Below are 17139 nucleotides of genomic sequence, written 5' to 3' on the forward strand. Positions count from 1 at the left end.
TGGCGGAATTGCTCGAAGTCCATAATGGTCTCGGTGGTCGGAGGGGCGCGCGCGGCCGGTCGGGGCTGGCCTTGTCTACGGCGCCGCCGGCATCATCCAATGCCGATGTGACAGTTTCTTTAAAACGCCCCGGCGTGGCCGCACACTGTCGCGGCGCCCGCACGGCCGGGCCATGCTGGTCACTGTATGCGCAGAAATGCTAAAATTTAAGTCTTTGATTCTCTTGGTCAAAAGCTGCAAGCCCTGTGCAAGCGGCATGGCCGCGCCGGCACCTCCCCGGTGCCAGCCGAGAGCCAGGGCGAGATGAGTTCCAGACGCGTATCCGTTTGTGCCGGGTTCGCCTCCCGCCAGACACCGATACCCATGACCACTACGACCGCACCAGAACCCACCACCGCCGGGCAGACCGCGGTGCAGACCTTCGAAAGCTTTGGCCTGGACGCGCGCATCCTGCGTGCCTTGTCCGACCAGGGCTACACCACGCCCACGCCGATCCAGGCGCAGGCCATTCCCGTCGTGCTGCTCGGCAAGGACGTGATGGGCGCCGCCCAGACCGGCACCGGCAAGACCGCCGGCTTTGCGCTGCCGATCATCCAGCGCCTGCTGCCGCTTGCCAACGCCAGCGCCTCGCCGGCGCGCCACCCGGTGCGCGCGCTGATGCTGACGCCCACGCGCGAACTGGCCGATCAGGTCTACGACAACGTCGCCCGCTACGCCAAGCACACCGACCTGCGCAGCACGGTGGTTTTTGGCGGCGTCGACATGAATCCGCAGACCGACGCCCTGCGCCGCGGCGTCGAGATCCTGGTGGCCACGCCGGGCCGCCTGCTCGACCACGTGCAGCAGAAGGCGGTCAACCTGTCTCAGGTTCAGATGCTGGTGCTGGACGAAGCCGACCGCATGCTCGACATGGGCTTCCTGCCGGACCTGCAGCGCATCATCAACCTGCTGCCGGCGCAGCGCCAGACGCTGTTGTTCTCGGCCACGTTCTCGCCGGAAATCAAGCGGCTGGCAGCCAGCTACCTGAAGCAGCCGGTCACCATCGAAGTAGCGCGCAGCAACTCGACCAACGAGAACGTGCGCCAGACCGTGTACCAGGTCGAAGATGGTCACAAGCAGGCGGCGGTCGTGCACCTGCTCAAGCAGCGTGCCGAGCAGGGCCTGTCGCGCCAGTGCATCGTCTTCGTCAACAGCAAGATCGGCTGCTCGCGCCTGGCGCGGCACCTGGAGCGCGAGGGCATCAACGCCTCGGCGATCCACGGCGACAAGACCCAGACCGAGCGCATGCAGACGCTGGACGGCTTCAAGAGCGGCACCATCGACGCGCTGGTTGCTACCGATGTGGCGGCGCGCGGGCTCGATATCCCCGACATGCCGTGCGTGATCAACTTTGACGTGCCTTACAGCGCCGAGGACTATGTGCACCGCATCGGCCGTACCGGTCGTGCGGGCGCCAGCGGCGATGCACTGTCGATCTACGTGCCGGGCAATGACGAGCGCCTGCTGTCGGATATTGAAAAGCTGATCAAGCGCAGCATCCCGCGCGGCAAGCTGGAAGGCTTCGACCCGACCGGCGAGAAGTCGCGTCAGGAAGAAGCCGAACGCCGCCGCCAGCGCGGCGACCTGCGCCGCGCGCGTGGCAATGGCGAAGGCGAGGAGCGCCCGCGCCGCCACGAGCACAGCGGCAGCCGCCAGGTGTTCCGCCCGTCCGACGATCCGTTCTTCTCGCGCCCGTACGAGCCCAGCGCCACCAGCTCGCAAGTCAAGCCGTCGGAAGAAATCGCCGCCGCGCTGAGCCGTGGCCGCCAGGCGCCCAAGCGGCCGGTCGCGGCGCTGCTGGGCGGCGCGCCGCGCAAGTCCTGATCCGGCTGCCGGCCTGAGGCGGCCTGCCGCTTAGGCCGCCCCAGGCCTCTCCGGGCCTCTCCGGGCCTCAGGCCGCCGCCATCCGCTGGCGCCAGTACCCCGTGGCACGCGCCAGCCAGTCCCGCACATTCCCTTCATTGTTCGCCAGTCCCAGGTGCATGCCGGCCTGGCGCAGCGCCTCCAGCGGCGCGCCGGTGTCGATCGCCTGCGCGCCGCTCTGCTTGCTCAGCTTCTCCCCGATGTCATTGACCACCACTGGCACGTGCAGGTAGCTCGGCGTGGGCAGGCCCAGCAGATGTTGCAGGTGGATTTGCCGCGGCGTCGAGTCGAGCAGGTCGGCGCCCCGCACGATATGCGTGATGCCCTGCAGGCCATCATCCACCACCACCGCCAGCTGGTAGGCCCATAGCCCGTCGGCACGGCGCAGCACGAAGTCGCCCAGCTCGGTCTCGAGGTCCTGGCACTGGCGGCCTTGCCAGCGGTCGTCAAAGCAGATCGTCGCAGACGGGCCATCCGGCACGCGCACGCGCCACGCGCGGGGCAGCTTGCCATTCAGGCCGTGGCGGCAGGTGCCGGGGTAGCCCAGCGTCTGGTGCCGCTCCCGCACGTGCACCAGCGAATCGGCGATTTCCTTGCGCGAGCAGCCGCAGGGGTAGAGTTGACCGGCGGCGTCAAGCTGGCGCAGTGCCTCGGCGTAGTGCGCCTCGCGCCGGCTTTGCCACACCGGCGGCTCGTCCGGCGTCATGCCCAGGCGGGCCAGCGTCTGCAGGATGTCGTGGTCGGCGCCGCGCACGCAGCGCGGCATGTCGATGTCCTCGATGCGCACCAGCCACTGGCCGCCATGCGCGCGCGCATCCAGCCAGCTGGCCAGCGCGGTGACCAGCGAGCCCATATGCAGCGGGCCGGTCGGCGAGGGGGCAAAGCGGCCGCGGTAGCCGGTCGCCGAGGCAGCCATTGCAGCCGTCACTGCCATGCGCAAGCCCTCAGCCAGCGAAGTCGGGTTGCTGCAGCAGCGCCTGCGCCAGGCGCGGGTCTTCCAGCTTGCCGGCCCACCACTGCAGCGCCTTGCCGCGGTTGCTGGTGCGCCAGGCCACCTTGAAATTGCCCGGGGCGCGCACCTCGACCGTCTCGCGCACCTGCAGCACGCCGCTTTCGATATGCGGCTGCGCCATCGGCGCCGGCAGCCAGCCGCAGCCAAGGCCGCGGATCTGCGCTTCCATCTTGTCGCGCATGGTCGGCACCACCAGTACGTCCTGGCCGGCCAGCACGCCGTGGGTTCGCGCCGGCAGGTTGCGCGAGGTGTCGCCCACCGCGACGATGCGGTGCCTGGCGATCTGGATGGTGGTCAGCGGGCCTTCCTCGGTGGCCAGCGGGTGGTGCGCCGCCACCGCGAACACGAACGGCACCGTGCCCAGCGGGCGGATCTGAAAGCCCTGCGTGCTCGGTGCGTCGTAGGCGCCGCCGATCACCAGGTCGGCACGGTTGCTGACCAGCGCGTCCCAGGCGCCGCCCAGCACTTCCTTGGCAAAGCGCAGCCGCGTGGCGGTGTTCTCGGCATAGAAGTCGTGGATCACCGGCAGCAGGGCGCGGAAATTGATCAGGTCGTCCACCACGATGGTCAGCGTGGCCTCCCAGCCGGTGGCCAGCCGCTTGACGCGGCGCGCGAGGTCGTCGGCGGCGTGCAGCAGGTGGCGGCCTTCGTCGAGTAGTGCGCGTCCGGCCGGAGTCAGCTCGGCGCGGTGGCGGCGCCGGTCGAACAGCAGCACGTCCAGGTCTTCTTCCAGCTTGCGCACCACGTAGGTCAGCGCGGAGGGCACCTTGCCCATTTCGTGGGCGGCGGCGGCGAAGCTGCCTTTGCGCTCGATGGCGTCGAGGACTTCGAGGGATTCGAGTGAGAGTGGCATGTTCAGAAAAACTGAATGAGTGCTTCTAAGGCGGTCCCCGTAAATATACGCCGCGGGGCCTAAACTTCCTAGCATCAACAACGCAACACATGCCGCCAAACGGTTGCAAGCGGTTCCGAAGCTGGTGGCGACACGGAAACAGGCCAAGGAGGGCCATCAAAATGATTGAAATCAGAAAGTCTGCAGAGCGCGGTTATGCGGATCACGGCTGGCTGAAGTCCTATCATTCGTTCTCGTTTGCCGACTACTACGATCCGCAGCATGTGCAGTTCGGGCCGCTGCGCGTGATCAACGAAGATCGCGTCGCGCCGGGGATGGGCTTCGGCACGCATGGCCACCGGGACATGGAGATCATCAGCTACGTGCTCGAAGGCGAGCTGGCGCACAAGGACAGCATGGGCAACGGCAGCGTGATCCGCCCGGGTGACGTGCAGCGCATGAGCGCCGGCACCGGCGTGCGTCACTCGGAGTACAACCACGCGGCGCACGATACGACCCATTTCCTGCAGATCTGGATCATGCCTGCGCAGAATGGCATCGAGCCGGGCTACGAGGAAAAGCACTTCGAGGCGGCCGACAAGCGTGGCAAGCTGCGCCTGGTGGCCAGCCAGGATGGCGCCGACGGTTCGGTGGTGGTGCACCAGGATGTGCGCCTGTACGCCGGGCTGTTCGACGGCGAAGAGGCCGCCACGCTGGCTCTCGCGCCGGGTCGACGCGCCTATGTCCATGTGGCCCGTGGCCGTGTGCTGGTCAACGACAAGGCGCTGGAAGCGGGCGATGCGGCCAAGCTCGAGTTGGGCGGCGAGGTGGCGCTGTCCGGCGGTGACGATGCCGAGGTGCTGGTGTTTGACCTGCCCTGACCACCACGCGTAGATTCCATCGAGGAAATCCTGCCCGCCCACCGGCGGGCTTTTGCTTTTTGTGTCGAACGGGTAGGGGCAGGTACCGCTGTGCTATCTTCTCGCTATGCATTGCGCCTGCACCGGCACATCGGGCGGGCGCGCCCCCTTGGAACACCCGTACCAAGATGACCTTTGTTTCCATACTCCTGGCGCTGATCGCCGAGCAGTTCCGCGCCCTGGGCCGCAACAACCCGATCTACGAGATCGTGCGCGCGCTGGGCGACCGCGCCGAGCACGCCTTTGACACCGGCCGCCCCCGCGATGCCGCGCTGGCCTGGTTCACCGTAGTGCTGCCGCTGACGCTCGCAGTGGTCGTGGTGCACTACCTGCTCGCATCGATCAGCGTGGCGCTGACACTCGCCTGGAACGTGCTGGTGCTGTACATGACGCTGGGCTTCCGCCAGTTCAGCCACTACTTCACCGATATCCATGAAGCGCTGAACCGCGACGACGTCCATACCGCGCGCACGCTGCTGCATGAGTGGACCGGTATCGACACCGTCGACATGCCTGTCACCGAGATCGTGCGGCACACGCTGGAGGCGGCCATCATTGCCGTGCACCGGCATGTGTTCGGCGTGTTCTTCTGGTTCCTGGTGCCGATCGGGCCCGGCGGCGTGGTGCTGTACCGCGTCGCGGAATACCTCGGGCGCCACTGGAACGAGCCGTCGACCGAACGCAGTCCCGCTCTGGGCCGCTTTGCCGCGCGCGCGTTCTACCTGCTTGACTGGATCCCGTCGCGCCTGACCGCGATCGGCTTTGCCATCGTCGGCAATTTCGAGGATGCGGTGTATGCGTGGCGTAACCACGCGCGCAAGTGGAACGATGCGGTCAATGGCATCCTGCTCGCCAGCGGCGGCGGGGCGCTGGGCGTACGCCTGGGCACGCCGCTGGCCGAGGACGATTCCACCGTGGTGCTGCGCACCAGCGTGGCCGGCCCGGCGGTCGACTATGCGCCCGGCATGGAAGAGGACAACGGTCCCGAGCCGTCGGCGCCGGAATTCGGCGCCGAGCCAGGCGTGCGCACGCTGCAGTCGGCAGTCGGGCTGGTATGGCGTGCAGTGGTATTGTGGATGCTGCTGCTCGCCATGCTGTCGCTGGCGCTGTGGGTGGGCTGATCCTGCGTATCTGAATGCGAACGCTGGCGCTAGTCGCGCGCCGCCCCGCAGCGCCAGCAGGCGCCGAATTGCGCCTCATGCCATTCGTGGCAGTGACGGCATTGCCAGCTTGGGCCTGGCACCGGGTTCGCGGCGGCATTGAGCGCTGCCCACGCCTGCGCTTCCATCTCGTCATCGAGCAGCCAGACCTGCGGCGCGCTTTCCCGGAACGGGATCTCGCCGGTGGCGCCGCCCAGCCAGGTGTTGCGCAGTTCCGCCCGGATGCCGGCGGCCTGCAGGACGTTCTGGCAATGGGCGGCGTGGACCAGCGAGGTGGCGTACAGCAGCAGTTTCATGGCAGCTCACCGGTTACCCAGGTGCGCTTACCTTACCACGGCTTCTGCTGGCTGGACTCGTGCAGCAGCTGCGCGTAGAGCTGGTGGCGGCGTTCGGCGATCGCGCCGGCCGCCACCGCCGCCAGCACACCGCAGCCGGGTTCGTTGGTGTGGTGGCAGTTGTAGAAGCGGCACTCGGTCAGCCGCGGCCGGAACTCCGGGAAGGCACGTTCCAGCATGCCTTCGCTCAGGTGGTACAGGCCGAATTCCTGGAAACCGGGCGAATCGATCAGCGCACCCTGGCGTCCGTCTACCGTGCCCCAGTCCGCCGGCAGGTGGTACAGCCGCGTGAACGTGGTGGTGTGCTTGCCGGAATCGAGCTTGGCCGAGATCTCGCGCGTCTGCGCATCCACCCCAGGGATCAGCAGGTTCAGCAGCGATGACTTGCCCATGCCCGACTGGCCGATCAGGATGCTGGACACCCCCGCCAGCCGCGGCCGAAGCGCCGCCAGCGCCTGTTCCGGGTCGGCGCGCACCGACAGTTCCAGCGTGTCGTAGCCCAGCTCGCGATACAGCGCCAGGCGCCGACGCGCCTCGTCCAGCCGCTCGGGCAGGTCGGTCTTGTTGAGCACGATCAGGGGGCGGATCTCCAGCGCCTCGGCCGATACCAGCGCGCGCCCAAGCAGGTCTTCGGAGAAGCCCGGCTCGGTCGCCAGCACGATGATGACCTGGTCGATATTGGCCGCCAGCAGCTTGGACTTGAACTGATCCGAGCGATGCAGCAAGTTCTTGCGCGCCTGCACCCTGGTGATCACGCACTGGTCGGCCGCGGCGCGCTCGACGCTGACATGGTCGCCGACGGCGCTGTCGCTCTTCTTGCCGCGCGGGAAGGCATGCATGCGCGTGCCGTCGGCCAGCTCGACCACGTAGTGGCGCCCGTGCGCGGCGATGATCAGTGCGGGCTCGGCGCTCTTGCCTGCATTCGTGCCGGCATTGGCGCCGCCGGCGCCGCGGTGTCGGGAGGTGCGGCTCATGCGTGCGCCAGCAACCGGTCGATCCGCTGCGCGGCGGGCGGATGCGAGTAGTAGAAGGCGCTGTAGAGCGGATCGGGCGTGAGGGTCGAAGCGTTGTCCTTGTACAGCTTCACCAGTGCCGACACCAGGTGGCCGGCATTGGTCTGGTCGGCGGCGAAGGCGTCGGCCTCGAATTCATGGCGGCGCGACGACTGGCTCGACAGCGGCCCGAGCAGGAAGGTGAACACCGGCAGCGTCAGGAAGAACAGCACCAGTGCCAAAGCATGGTTGGACACGCCCAGGTTGGGCGCGACGCCGAGGCCCGTGTAGAACCACGTCCGCGTCGCCAGCCAGCCCAGCAGCGCCAGGAACACCAGGCTCAGTGCAAAGGTGACGGCGATGCGCTTGGCCACATGGCGGCGCTTGAAGTGGCCGAGTTCGTGAGCCAGCACCGCCTCGATCTCGTCGCCTGACAGGCGTGCCAGCAGCGTATCGAAGAAGACGATGCGCTTGGCCGCGCCGAAGCCGGTGAAGTAGGCGTTGCCATGCGCGCTGCGCTTGCTGCCGTCCATCACGAACAGGCCCTTGCTGGCAAAGCCGCAGCGCTGCATCAGGCCCTCGATGCGCTGGCGCAGCGATTCGTCGGCCAGCGGCTCGAACTTGTTGAACAGCGGCGCGATAAAGGTCGGGAACACCACCAGCAGGAACAGGTTGAAGCCCATCCACACCAGCCACGTCCACAGCCACCACAGCGAGCCGGCGCCCTCCATCAGCCACAGCACCGCCAGCAGCAGCGGCAGGCCCAGCACGCTGGCGACCGCCAGCATCTTGACCATGTCGGCCAGCCACAGGCCGAAGGTCATCTTGTTGAAGCCGAAGCGCTCCTCGATGCCGAACTGGCCATAGAGCGAAAAGGGCAGGTCCACCAGCCCGCCGATCACCGCCACGCTGGCCACCAGCGCTACGCCATACGCATAGCCCGGGCCGAAGGTCTCCAGCCAGAACTGGTTGAGCAACTGCAGCCCGCCCAGCATGGTGAAGCCGATCAGCACCGCGGCGCCGGCCAGCACTTCAAGCATCGACAGCCGGGTGCGGGCGATGGTGTAGTCGGCCGCCTTCTGGTGCGAGGCGAGCGTGATGGTGTCGGCAAAGCGCGCCGGCACCGCGTTGCGGTGCTGTGCCACATGGCGCACCTGGCGCGCGGCCAGCCAGAGCTTGGTCAGCACCATCAGCACCAGCGCGGCGAGGAAGACAATCGTGAACATAGGCAAGAGCCTTGGGACGGATATGCGAGAATTATAAGTTGTTCGCGTCCGGCTCCGCCGCGACCGCTTCCCCAAATCCCTTTCTCAGCAGTCCCGATGACCACCCACGCCACCGCCAAATCCGTCAAAAGCGAAAACAACCTGATCTGGCTGGACATGGAAATGACCGGCTTGCAGCCGGATACCGACCGCATCATCGAGGTGGCGGTCGTCATTACCGACTCCGAACTCAATATCCTGGCTGAAGGGCCGGTGCTGGTGATCCACCAGAGCGATGCCGTGCTTGACGGCATGGATAACTGGAACAAGGGCACCCACGGCCGCTCCGGCCTGATCGACAAGGTCAAGGCTTCCACGCTGACCGAGGAACAGGCCGAGGCCGAGCTGCTGGCCTTCCTGAAGCGCTGGGTGCCGGCCGGCAAGTCGCCGATGTGCGGCAACTCGATCTGCCAGGACCGCCGCTTCATGGCGCGCTATATGCCCAAGCTGGAGGCGTTCTTCCACTACCGCAACCTGGACGTGTCCACGCTCAAGGAGCTGTGCAAGCGCTGGGAGCCGGTTATCCACAAGGGCTTCGTCAAGCGCCAGCTGCACACGGCGCTGGCCGACATCCTGGAGTCGGTGGAGGAACTGCGCTACTACCGCACACACTTTATCCGTCACACGCCGCCGGGCGCGCCGGCGGCCACTCCGCCTGCCGACACTCCTGCTGCCGACACCGCGGCGCAATAAGCCGGGTTCCCGGCCTGCGACGACAACAATAACCAACCACCACCGACGGGGCGCGCGCAGCCCTCCCGGGCACCTCCCGTCGAGCCTGCCATGTTCGAGCGCATCGTATCCATCATCACGCCGGTCATCCTGATCATCCTGGTCGGGTGGCTGTACGGGCGCAAGGCCCATCCGGACATGGCCGGGATCAACCGCGCCACGCTTGATGTGATCGCGCCGCTGCTGGTGGTGTCGGCCTTTGTCGGCAAGGACTTCGTGCTGGCCGACCAGCTGGTGTTGCTGGTGTGCGCGGTGGCGGTGGTGCTGGGTTCGGGCGTGCTGGCGTGGGCCGTGGCGCGGCTGCTCAAGGTCGATCCCCGCACCTTCGTGCCGCCGATGATGTTCAACAACTGCGGCAACATGGGTTTGCCGCTGTCGGTCTTTGCCTTCGGCCACGCCGGCCTGGCACCGGCGGTGGCGCTGTTCGCGGCGTCGAACCTGATGCACTTCACCCTCGGCCTGAAGATCGTCAACCGGCATGCGTCGATGGCGCAGATCGTGCGTAACCCGATGGTGCTGGCCACGGTGGCCGGCGTCGGGCTGTCGCTGGCGCGGCCCTGGTTCACGTTGCCGGACCCGGTATACCAGTCGGTCAAGCTGCTGGGCGACGCCACCGTGCCGCTGATGCTGTTCGCGCTGGGCGTGCGCATGAAGGACGTGAGCCTGCGCAACTGGGGCATGGGCGTAGTCGGCGCGGTGGCGTGCCCGCTGGCCGGCGTCGCGGTGGCGCTGCTGCTGGCGCAGTGGGTGCCGCTGACGGAACTGCAGCGCGGACTGCTGTTCGTATTCGCGGCGCTACCGCCGGCGGTGCTGAACTTCCTGATCGCCGACCATTTCCGGCAAGAGCCAGACCAGGTCGCGTCGATCGTGCTGCTCGGCAATATTGCCGCGGTGGTGTTCGTGCCGGTTGGGTTGTACCTGGGATTGCGCTGACGAGCGCGGGAGAGTGGGGAGGGTTTGCCGCCGACAGTGCCGGCGGCCAGGTTTCCGTGGCTTCCGTGACTTCCGTGACTTCCGTGACTTCCGTGACTTCCGTGACTTACGCAGCAGGCTTGGCGCGCACCGCATTCTTCGGCCGCCAGGCCTTGACCACGGCCTCGTCGGTTACCATGTAAGGCCCGCCGATCAGGTCGATGCAGTACGGCACCGCGGCGAAGATGCCTTGCACCACCGGCTTGCCGTCGGCATCGCGCAGGCCTTCCAGCGTCTCGCGGATGGCGCGCGGCTGGCCGGGCAGGTTGATGATCAGCGCGGCGCGGCTGGCGGTCTCGCGGATCACCGCCACCTGACGCGACAGGATGGCGGTCGGCACGAAGTGCAGGCTCACTTGCCGCATCTGCTCGCCGAAGCCCGGCATTTCCTTGGTGGCCACCGCCAGCGTGGCCTCCGGCGTGACATCGCGCCGCGCCGGGCCGGTGCCGCCGGTGGTCAGCACCAGGTCGCAGCCGGCCACGTCCACCAGCTCGATCAGCGTGCGCGAGATCTGCGCCTGCTCATCCGGAATCAGCCGCTCCACCGCCTGCCACGGCGAGGTCAGCGTGCGGCCGAACCACTCGCGCAGCGCCGGGATGCCTTCGTCCTGGTAGGTGCCGGCCGAGGCACGGTCCGAGACCGAGACAAAGCCGACGACGAGTTCGTCGGGATGGTTGCGGGATACCGGCTGCGTGGACTGCGTGGTCTGGGTCATGCCTCGGGCTCCGGGGAAGGGGCTGCGTCGGTGGAGGCAGCGCCGTCCTTGGCGTCGAGCGCTGCCTTGATGGCCTGGAACAGTTCGCGGAAGTAGCGCGGCGGCTTGGCCTGCTCCTTCTCCTTGCGTGCGTTGCGGATGATGTTGCGCAGCGACTGCACGTCGGCGACCGGGTGCTCGCCGAGGAACCGCGTCAGCGCCGCGTCGTCGGCCAGCAGCAGTTCGCGCCAGCGCTCGATCAGGTGCATGCGGGCGGTCTCGGCCTTGCTGGTGCCCTTGAAGCCTTCCAGCGCGGCGCGGATCGCCTCGACCTCATCGTCGTCCAGCCCGCGCATGACCTTGCCCACGAATTGCATCTGGCGGCGCTTGCCTTCATGGCTGGTGGTGCGGCGCGCCTCGTGGATGGCGTCGGCGAGCGACTCGGGCATGGGCACCCGCGCCAGCCGGTCCTTGGGCAGCGCCTCGAGCTCGGCGCCAAGGTCCTGCAGGGCGGTCATGTCGCGCTTGCGCTGCGACTTGCTTTTCGGTTCGTCGTCTTCGGGCTCCGGCGAGAATGCGCCGGGGAAGCGCGAGCCTTGGGAATTACGGGAATTTCGCGTCATGACCGGCATTTTATCTTGCTATGATTGCCGCTTGGACTTTTGATGACCCCAGGCACGGATCCCACATGGACCAGATCGCAGAACAGACCGCGCATTTCACCTACACCCAGGCCCAGCTCAGCGAGATGGCCGCCGATGTGCTGCGTGTGGCACGCGAGCTGGGCGCGACGGACGCCGCCACGGAGATCTCCGAAGGCAGCGGCCTGTCCGTATCGGTGCGCAAGGGGCAGGTGGAAACGATCGAGCAGAACCGTGACAAGGTGGTCGGCGTCACGGTGATGATCGGCAAGCGCCGCGGCAATGCCAGCACCTCGGACTTCTCGCCGGCCGCGCTGCGCGCCACCGCGGAGGCGGCCTACAACATCGCCCGCTTCACCGCGGAAGACGAGTGCGCGGGCCTGGCCGAAGAAGAACTGCTGGAGCGCGCGCCGCAGGACCTGGACCTGTTCCATCCCTGGGCCATCGATGCCGAGGCCGCCATCGACATCGCCACCCGCGCCGAGGCCGCCGCCTTCGCCGTGTCGCCGCGCATCCGCAACAGCGACGGCGCCAGCGTGTCGGCGCAGCACTCGCAGTTCGTGCTGGCGACCACGCGCGGTTTCTCGGGCGGCTATCCGTATTCGCGCCATTTCATCTCGTGCGCGCCGATCGCCGGCAGCGGCGGCGGCATGCAGCGCGATGACTGGTACTCGTCCAAGCGCTCGCCGCTGGCACTGGCCAACCCGGAGGACATCGGCCGCTACGCCGCCGAACGCGCGCTGGCGCGGCTGCAGGCGCGCAAGCTGTCCACGCGCCGCTGCCCGGTGCTGTTCGAGGCGCCGCTGGCCGCCGGCCTGCTGGGCGCCTTCGTGCAGGCGGTGTCGGGTGGTGCGTTGTATCGCAAGTCCACCTTCCTGTGCGATACGCTGGGCAAGGCCGTGTTCGCGCCGCACGTGCAGATCCACGAGCAGCCGCACACCCCGGGCGCGATGGGCAGCGCCCCGTTCGACGAAGAAGGCGTGCGCACGCGCGAGCGCGACGTGGTCCTCGATGGCGTGGTGCAGGGCTATTTCCTGTCGACCTATTCGGCGCGCAAGCTCGGCATGAAGACCACCGGCAACGCCGGCGGCTCGCATAACCTGACGCTGCACAGCAACCTGACCGAGCCCGGCGACGATTTCCCGGCGATGCTGCGCAAGCTCGGTACCGGCCTGCTGGTGACCGAGCTGATGGGGCAGGGTGTCAACTACGTGACCGGCGACTATTCGCGCGGTGCGTCTGGTTACTGGGTCGAGAACGGCGTGATCCAGTATCCGGTGGAGGAAATCACCATTGCCGGCAATATGGCCGAGATGTTCCAGCAGATCGTCGCGATCGGCGCCGATTCGCTGATTCGCGGCACCAAGGAAACCGGCTCGATCCTGATCGAGCAGATGACCATCGCCGGAAACTGATCGGCGACTGATCGGGATGGACTGGCGAGCCGCCTGCGGGCGGCTCGCTCGCGTTTACGCGAGGAACATGCGGTACGCCGGGTTGTCGCTGACTTCCTGCCAGGGATAGCCCAGCGTGGCCAGCCGTTCGCGGAATGCCTGCACCTGGCCGTCGCTCACCTGGATGCCGGCCAGCACCGATCCCGTATCGCCGCCCTGGTTGCGGTAGTGGAACAGGCTGATGTTCCAGTCAGGCGCCAGCGCCGACAGGAAGGCCATCAATGCCCCCGGCTTTTCGGGAAATTCGAAGCGGAACAGGCGCTCGCCGCGCGCCAGCGGCGAGCGGCCGCCGATCATATGGCGGACGTGCTCCTTGGCTACCTCGTCGGCGGTCAGGTCGAGCGCCGGGAAGCCGTCGGCGTGCAGCGTGTCGAGGATCTCTGCCGCCTCGCCGGGCGAGCGCAGCTGCATGCCGACAAAAACGTGCGCGGTCTGCGCATCGGCAATCCGGTAAGTGAACTCGCTGATCTGCCGGTCACCCACCCGGGCACACAGGCGGCGGAACGCGCCGCAGGCCTCTGGCAGCGTGACGCCGAACATGGCTTCGCGCGCGTTGCCCAGTTCGGCGCGGTCGGCGACGAAACGCATGCGCTCGAAGTTGATATTGGCGCCGGAGGTGACCGCCACCAGCGTCTGGTTGCGCAGGCCCTCGCGCGCCGCATATTGCTTGGCCGCGGCCACCGCCAGCGCCCCCGCTGGCTCCAGCACACTGCGGGTGTCCTCGAACACGTCCTTGATCGCCGCGCACAGCGCGTCGGTGTCGACGGTGACGATCTCGTCCAGGTAGCGGCGGCACAGCCGGAAGGTCTCTGCGCCGACCAGCTTCACCGCGGTGCCGTCCGAGAACAGTCCCACTTCCTCCAGCTCGACGCGCCGCCCCGCGCGGACCGACTGCGCCATCGCGCACGAGTCCTCGGTCTGCACGCCGATGACCTTGATCTCCGGCCGTACCGCCTTGACGTAGGTGGCCACGCCCGCGGCGAGGCTGCCGCCGCCGATCGGCACGAAGATCGCGTGGATGGGGCCGCGGTGCGCATTGAGGATTTCCGCCGCGACCGTTCCCTGGCCGGCGATGACATCGGGGTCATCGAATGCCGGGATGAAAGTCAGTCCCTGCTCGGCCTGCAGCCGCATCGCGTGACGGTACGCATCGGTGTAGGAGTCGCCGGCCTGCACCACCTCGACGGTGGGCCCGCCGTGCGCGCGCGCCGCGTCCACCTTGACCTGCGGCGCCGTGGTCGGCACCACGATCAGCGCGCGCACGCCGAGCCGCGCCGCGGACAGCGCCACGCCTTGCGCATGATTGCCCGCCGAGGCCGTGATGACGCCGCGCCGCAGGGCCTCGGGACTCAGGTGCGCCATCTTGTTGTAGGCGCCGCGCAGCTTGAACGAGAACACCGGCTGGGTGTCTTCGCGCTTGAGGTAGACCTGGTTGTGCAGCCGGGCGGACAGGTGCCGGGCAAAGTCCAGCTCGGTCTCGCGCGCCACATCGTAGACGCGCGCGGTCAGGATGCGCTTGAGGTAGGTGTGGTCGTCGGACGCGGCGGGGGTGGCGACTTCGGTGGCGTCGTCAGTGGCGGCGTCGGTGGTGGCGTGCATGGGGAGGCTCCGGGGTTCGTTGTCGATTGCCCTGGAGCCGGAAAACAAAACACCCGCCTGCAGGGCGGGTGTTTTGCGGAAATCTGGTTCTGGACGCGCGCTAACCCACCATTCGGAGAATGGTGCGAATAATTCGCGCGATGGGGAAGTGACGGCGGTCCATGGGGCAGACTTTGGGCGATGCGGCGGGATTTGTCAATGCCGGCGGTATCGGCTCACGACTCTTCCGAAGGCGGCCGATCGTAGGTGACGAACGCATAGTCGAAGCCGTTGGCCTCGGAATGGTGCGTCTCGCGCGCGGTTTCCAGCCATTGCGTGCGGTCGATCGGCGGGAAGAAGGCGTCGCCTTCCACGTCGGCATCGATTTCGGTCACGACCAGCCGGTCGGCGCAAGGCATCGCCTCGGCATACAGCTGCGCGCCGCCGATCAGGAAGATCTGGTCGACGCCCACGCACAGGCGCTGCGCGTCTTCGAGTGACGTGGCCACTTCGGCGCCTTCGATGCGCAGGTCCGGGTTGCGGCTGACCACGATATTGCGCCGGCCCGGCAGCGGGCGGCCGATCGAGTCCCAGGTCTTGCGGCCCATGATCACGGGCGCGCCCATGGTGGTGCGCTTGAAATGCGCGAGGTCTTCCGGCAGGCGCCACGGCAGCGTGTTGTCGCGGCCGATGGTGCCGTTGCGGGCCTTCGCGACAACCAGGGTCAGGATCGTCATACGGCCACCGGTGCCTTGATGGCGGCATGCGACTGGTAGCCGTCCAGTTCGAAGTCTTCGTAGCGGTAGTCGAAGATGCTGTCGGGCTTGCGCAGGATCTTCAGCCGCGGCAGCGGCAGCGGCTCGCGCGCCAGCTGGGTCTGCACCTGCTCGAAATGGTTGTTGTAGATATGGCAGTCGCCGCCGGTCCAGATGAAGTCGCCCACTTCCAGCCCGGCCTGCTGCGCGATCATGTGCGTCAGCAGCGCATAGCTGGCGATATTGAACGGCACGCCGAGGAAGATGTCGGCGCTGCGCTGGTACAGCTGGCACGACAGCTTGCCGTCGGCCACGTAGAACTGGAAGAACGCGTGGCAGGGCGGCAGCTTCATGCGGGGGATATCGGCCACGTTCCAGGCCGACACGATCAGCCGGCGCGAGTCCGGGTTGGCGCGGATCTGCGCCATCAGGTCGGTGATCTGGTCGATATGGCGGCCGCCCGGCGCCGGCCACGAGCGCCACTGCGAGCCATACACCGGGCCCAGCTCGCCGTTCTCGTCGGCCCACTCGTCCCAGATGCTGACGCCGTTTTCCTGCAGCCAGCGCACGTTGGTCGAGCCCTGCAGGAACCACAGCAGTTCCAGGATAATGGACTTCAGGTGCAGCTTCTTGGTGGTCACTACCGGGAAACCTTCGCGCAGGTCGAAGCGCATCTGGTAGCCGAACACCGAGCGCGTGCCGGTGCCGGTGCGGTCGGCCTTGTCGGTGCCATGCTCGTACACATGGCGCATGAAGTCGAGATACTGTTTCATCGGCGCGGGGCAGGGGATGTGACGCGGGCGCTGGACCCGCAAAGCAGGCATTTTAAAGCAAGAAGGGCCACCCTTCCGGGCGGCCCTTCCTTAAGCGGACCGGGGCGGCTGCCCCGGCGCGGCGGCAAGCCTTAGTGGCTCCCAGCCGGTTCCTGCTGGTCGCGGCGCTTCTGCACCAGGTAGCCGGCACCCAGCACGCCGCCGATGATCAGCACGTACAGGCCCCAGTTGACCACCGGGTTGGCCTCGAAGAAGGCCTTGACCAGCGGCTCGTGCACGATCATCTTCACCGCCGTGAACGCCAGCACGCCCGCACCCACGTAGATGATGGCCGGGAAGCGCGCCATCAGCTTGAGCACCAGGCTCGAGCCCCACACCACGATGGGGATGCTGATCAGCAGGCCCAGCACCACCAGCAGGAAGCTGCCGTGCGCGGCGCCGGCCACGGCCAGCACGTTGTCCACGCCCATCACCGCATCGGCGATGATGATGGTCTTCATTGCGCCCCACAGGGTCGCGGCGCCTGAGCCGTGCCCTTCTTCGCCGCTTTCGTCGGAGAGCAGCTTGTAGGCGATCCACACCAGCGCCAGGCCACCGACCAGCAGCAGCCCGGGGATCTTCAGCAGCCAGACCACGCCGATCGTCATGGCCGAGCGCACCACCACGGCACCGATGGTGCCCCAGATGATGGCCTTCTTTTGCAGGTGCGGGGGCAGGTTGCGCGCCGCCAGGGCGATCACGATGGCATTGTCGCCGGCCAGCACCAGGTCAATGACGACAATCGACAGCAGGGCCGTCAGGAACTGCATCGTGAACAGATCGGTAAACCACTCCATGAACTCTCCTCAGGGTACAAAACAGCGCAGATGCGCACGCTTAACGTTGGTTCGCCTGGATTCGCGGAGCACGGGGGCATGGGGGCGCCTTTGCAAACCATGAAGTCCAGGTTGCAAAGGTCTTGCTCGACCACAGGCGCGGTATGCGCACCGGCGGTCAGCACAACCGGGGACTGGGTCCCGGAATGACGATTGTGCTAAGGGCATCAGGCCCCGGAGCTACTCCCCTTTGAGGGTCGCGGGCCACTGAGGCCGCGCTGGGCGGCATTATAAACGAACTGGTGCT

17 protein-coding genes are annotated in these 17139 nt (G+C 67.3%); 6 read left to right on the plus strand and 11 right to left on the minus strand.

Annotated features, from left to right (window positions below):
* The first annotated feature begins 363 nt into the window (after positions 1–363).
* The gene (locus J8I82_RS18055) at positions 364–1863 is read left to right on the plus strand and encodes a DEAD/DEAH box helicase (RefSeq protein ID WP_209759889.1); all 1500 of its coding nucleotides are present in this window, start codon (positions 364–366) and stop codon (positions 1861–1863) included.
* A gap of 67 nt (positions 1864–1930) precedes the next feature.
* On the opposite strand, the gene gluQRS is transcribed toward J8I82_RS18055, so the two are convergent.
* Complete coding sequence (gluQRS, locus tag J8I82_RS18060) at positions 1931–2836, minus strand: tRNA glutamyl-Q(34) synthetase GluQRS (RefSeq protein ID WP_245179871.1); 906 nt, start codon at positions 2834–2836, stop codon at positions 1931–1933.
* A 10-nt stretch (positions 2837–2846) separates the two neighbouring features.
* Positions 2847–3767 (minus strand): LysR family transcriptional regulator, encoded by a 921-nt coding sequence (locus J8I82_RS18065; protein ID WP_116320877.1) that lies wholly within the window; start codon positions 3765–3767, stop codon positions 2847–2849.
* Positions 3768–3928: 161 nt separating this feature from the next.
* Between J8I82_RS18065 and J8I82_RS18070 the strand changes: the two genes are divergently transcribed.
* Together J8I82_RS18070 and J8I82_RS18075 are read left to right on the plus strand one after the other, a co-directional pair.
* Complete coding sequence (locus tag J8I82_RS18070; protein WP_209759891.1) at positions 3929–4627, plus strand: pirin family protein; 699 nt, start codon at positions 3929–3931, stop codon at positions 4625–4627.
* Between the two features lie 167 nt (positions 4628–4794).
* Positions 4795–5787, plus strand: a complete 993-nt coding sequence (locus J8I82_RS18075) for a CobD/CbiB family protein (protein WP_209759893.1) — start codon at positions 4795–4797, stop codon at positions 5785–5787.
* A 29-nt stretch (positions 5788–5816) separates the two neighbouring features.
* Here J8I82_RS18075 and J8I82_RS18080 read toward each other — a convergent pair whose 3' ends face one another.
* From J8I82_RS18080 to J8I82_RS18090, 3 genes are read right to left on the minus strand one after another with little or no spacing between them, the layout of a single operon-like run.
* Positions 5817–6122 carry a putative signal transducing protein gene (locus J8I82_RS18080; RefSeq protein WP_209759895.1) on the minus strand — a complete coding sequence of 102 codons (306 nt, stop codon included), beginning with the start codon at positions 6120–6122 and terminating at the stop codon, positions 5817–5819.
* 32 nt (positions 6123–6154) lie between these two features.
* Positions 6155–7135: a ribosome small subunit-dependent GTPase A gene (gene rsgA / locus J8I82_RS18085; protein WP_209759897.1), complete on the minus strand. Its 981-nt coding sequence runs from the start codon at positions 7133–7135 to the stop codon at positions 6155–6157.
* Positions 7132–8379: a M48 family metallopeptidase gene (locus tag J8I82_RS18090; protein ID WP_209759899.1), complete on the minus strand. Its 1248-nt coding sequence runs from the start codon at positions 8377–8379 to the stop codon at positions 7132–7134. Before J8I82_RS18090 ends, rsgA begins: the two co-directional genes overlap by 4 nt.
* A gap of 96 nt (positions 8380–8475) precedes the next feature.
* Between J8I82_RS18090 and orn the strand changes: the two genes are divergently transcribed.
* On the plus strand, positions 8476–9111 hold the full coding sequence (orn, locus tag J8I82_RS18095; RefSeq protein WP_209759900.1) for an oligoribonuclease: 636 nt from the start codon (positions 8476–8478) through the stop codon (positions 9109–9111).
* 90 nt (positions 9112–9201) lie between these two features.
* Positions 9202–10083, plus strand: coding sequence for an AEC family transporter (locus tag J8I82_RS18100; RefSeq protein ID WP_209759902.1), 882 nt, complete (start codon positions 9202–9204; stop codon positions 10081–10083).
* 106 nt (positions 10084–10189) lie between these two features.
* Here J8I82_RS18100 and mog read toward each other — a convergent pair whose 3' ends face one another.
* Complete coding sequence (gene mog / locus J8I82_RS18105; RefSeq protein WP_209759904.1) at positions 10190–10837, minus strand: molybdopterin adenylyltransferase; 648 nt, start codon at positions 10835–10837, stop codon at positions 10190–10192.
* On the minus strand, positions 10834–11439 hold the full coding sequence (yjgA, locus tag J8I82_RS18110) for a ribosome biogenesis factor YjgA (protein WP_280907396.1): 606 nt from the start codon (positions 11437–11439) through the stop codon (positions 10834–10836). Before yjgA ends, mog begins: the two co-directional genes overlap by 4 nt.
* 65 nt (positions 11440–11504) lie before the next feature.
* Here yjgA and pmbA point away from each other — a divergent pair, with 65 nt between their 5' ends.
* A complete protein-coding gene (pmbA, locus tag J8I82_RS18115) occupies positions 11505–12872 on the plus strand; it encodes a metalloprotease PmbA (RefSeq protein ID WP_209759908.1) in 1368 nt (455 codons plus the stop codon).
* 54 nt (positions 12873–12926) lie between these two features.
* Here pmbA and ilvA read toward each other — a convergent pair whose 3' ends face one another.
* The 4 genes from ilvA to J8I82_RS18135 all read right to left on the minus strand — a co-directional run bounded on the left by ilvA (position 12927) and on the right by J8I82_RS18135 (position 16853).
* Positions 12927–14510, minus strand: a complete 1584-nt coding sequence (ilvA, locus tag J8I82_RS18120; protein ID WP_209759910.1) for a threonine ammonia-lyase, biosynthetic — start codon at positions 14508–14510, stop codon at positions 12927–12929.
* Positions 14511–14725: 215 nt separating this feature from the next.
* Positions 14726–15226, minus strand: coding sequence for a dihydrofolate reductase (locus J8I82_RS18125; RefSeq protein ID WP_116320889.1), 501 nt, complete (start codon positions 15224–15226; stop codon positions 14726–14728).
* Positions 15223–16017: a thymidylate synthase gene (locus tag J8I82_RS18130; RefSeq protein WP_209759913.1), complete on the minus strand. Its 795-nt coding sequence runs from the start codon at positions 16015–16017 to the stop codon at positions 15223–15225. Before J8I82_RS18130 ends, J8I82_RS18125 begins: the two co-directional genes overlap by 4 nt.
* A gap of 131 nt (positions 16018–16148) precedes the next feature.
* Positions 16149–16853 carry a TerC family protein gene (locus J8I82_RS18135; RefSeq protein ID WP_209759915.1) on the minus strand — a complete coding sequence of 235 codons (705 nt, stop codon included), beginning with the start codon at positions 16851–16853 and terminating at the stop codon, positions 16149–16151.
* Positions 16854–17139: the final 286 nt, after the last annotated feature.

Source organism: Cupriavidus consociatus, assembly GCF_017814975.1.
In the GTDB taxonomy this organism is placed as follows: Bacteria; Pseudomonadota; Gammaproteobacteria; order Burkholderiales; family Burkholderiaceae; genus Cupriavidus; species Cupriavidus consociatus.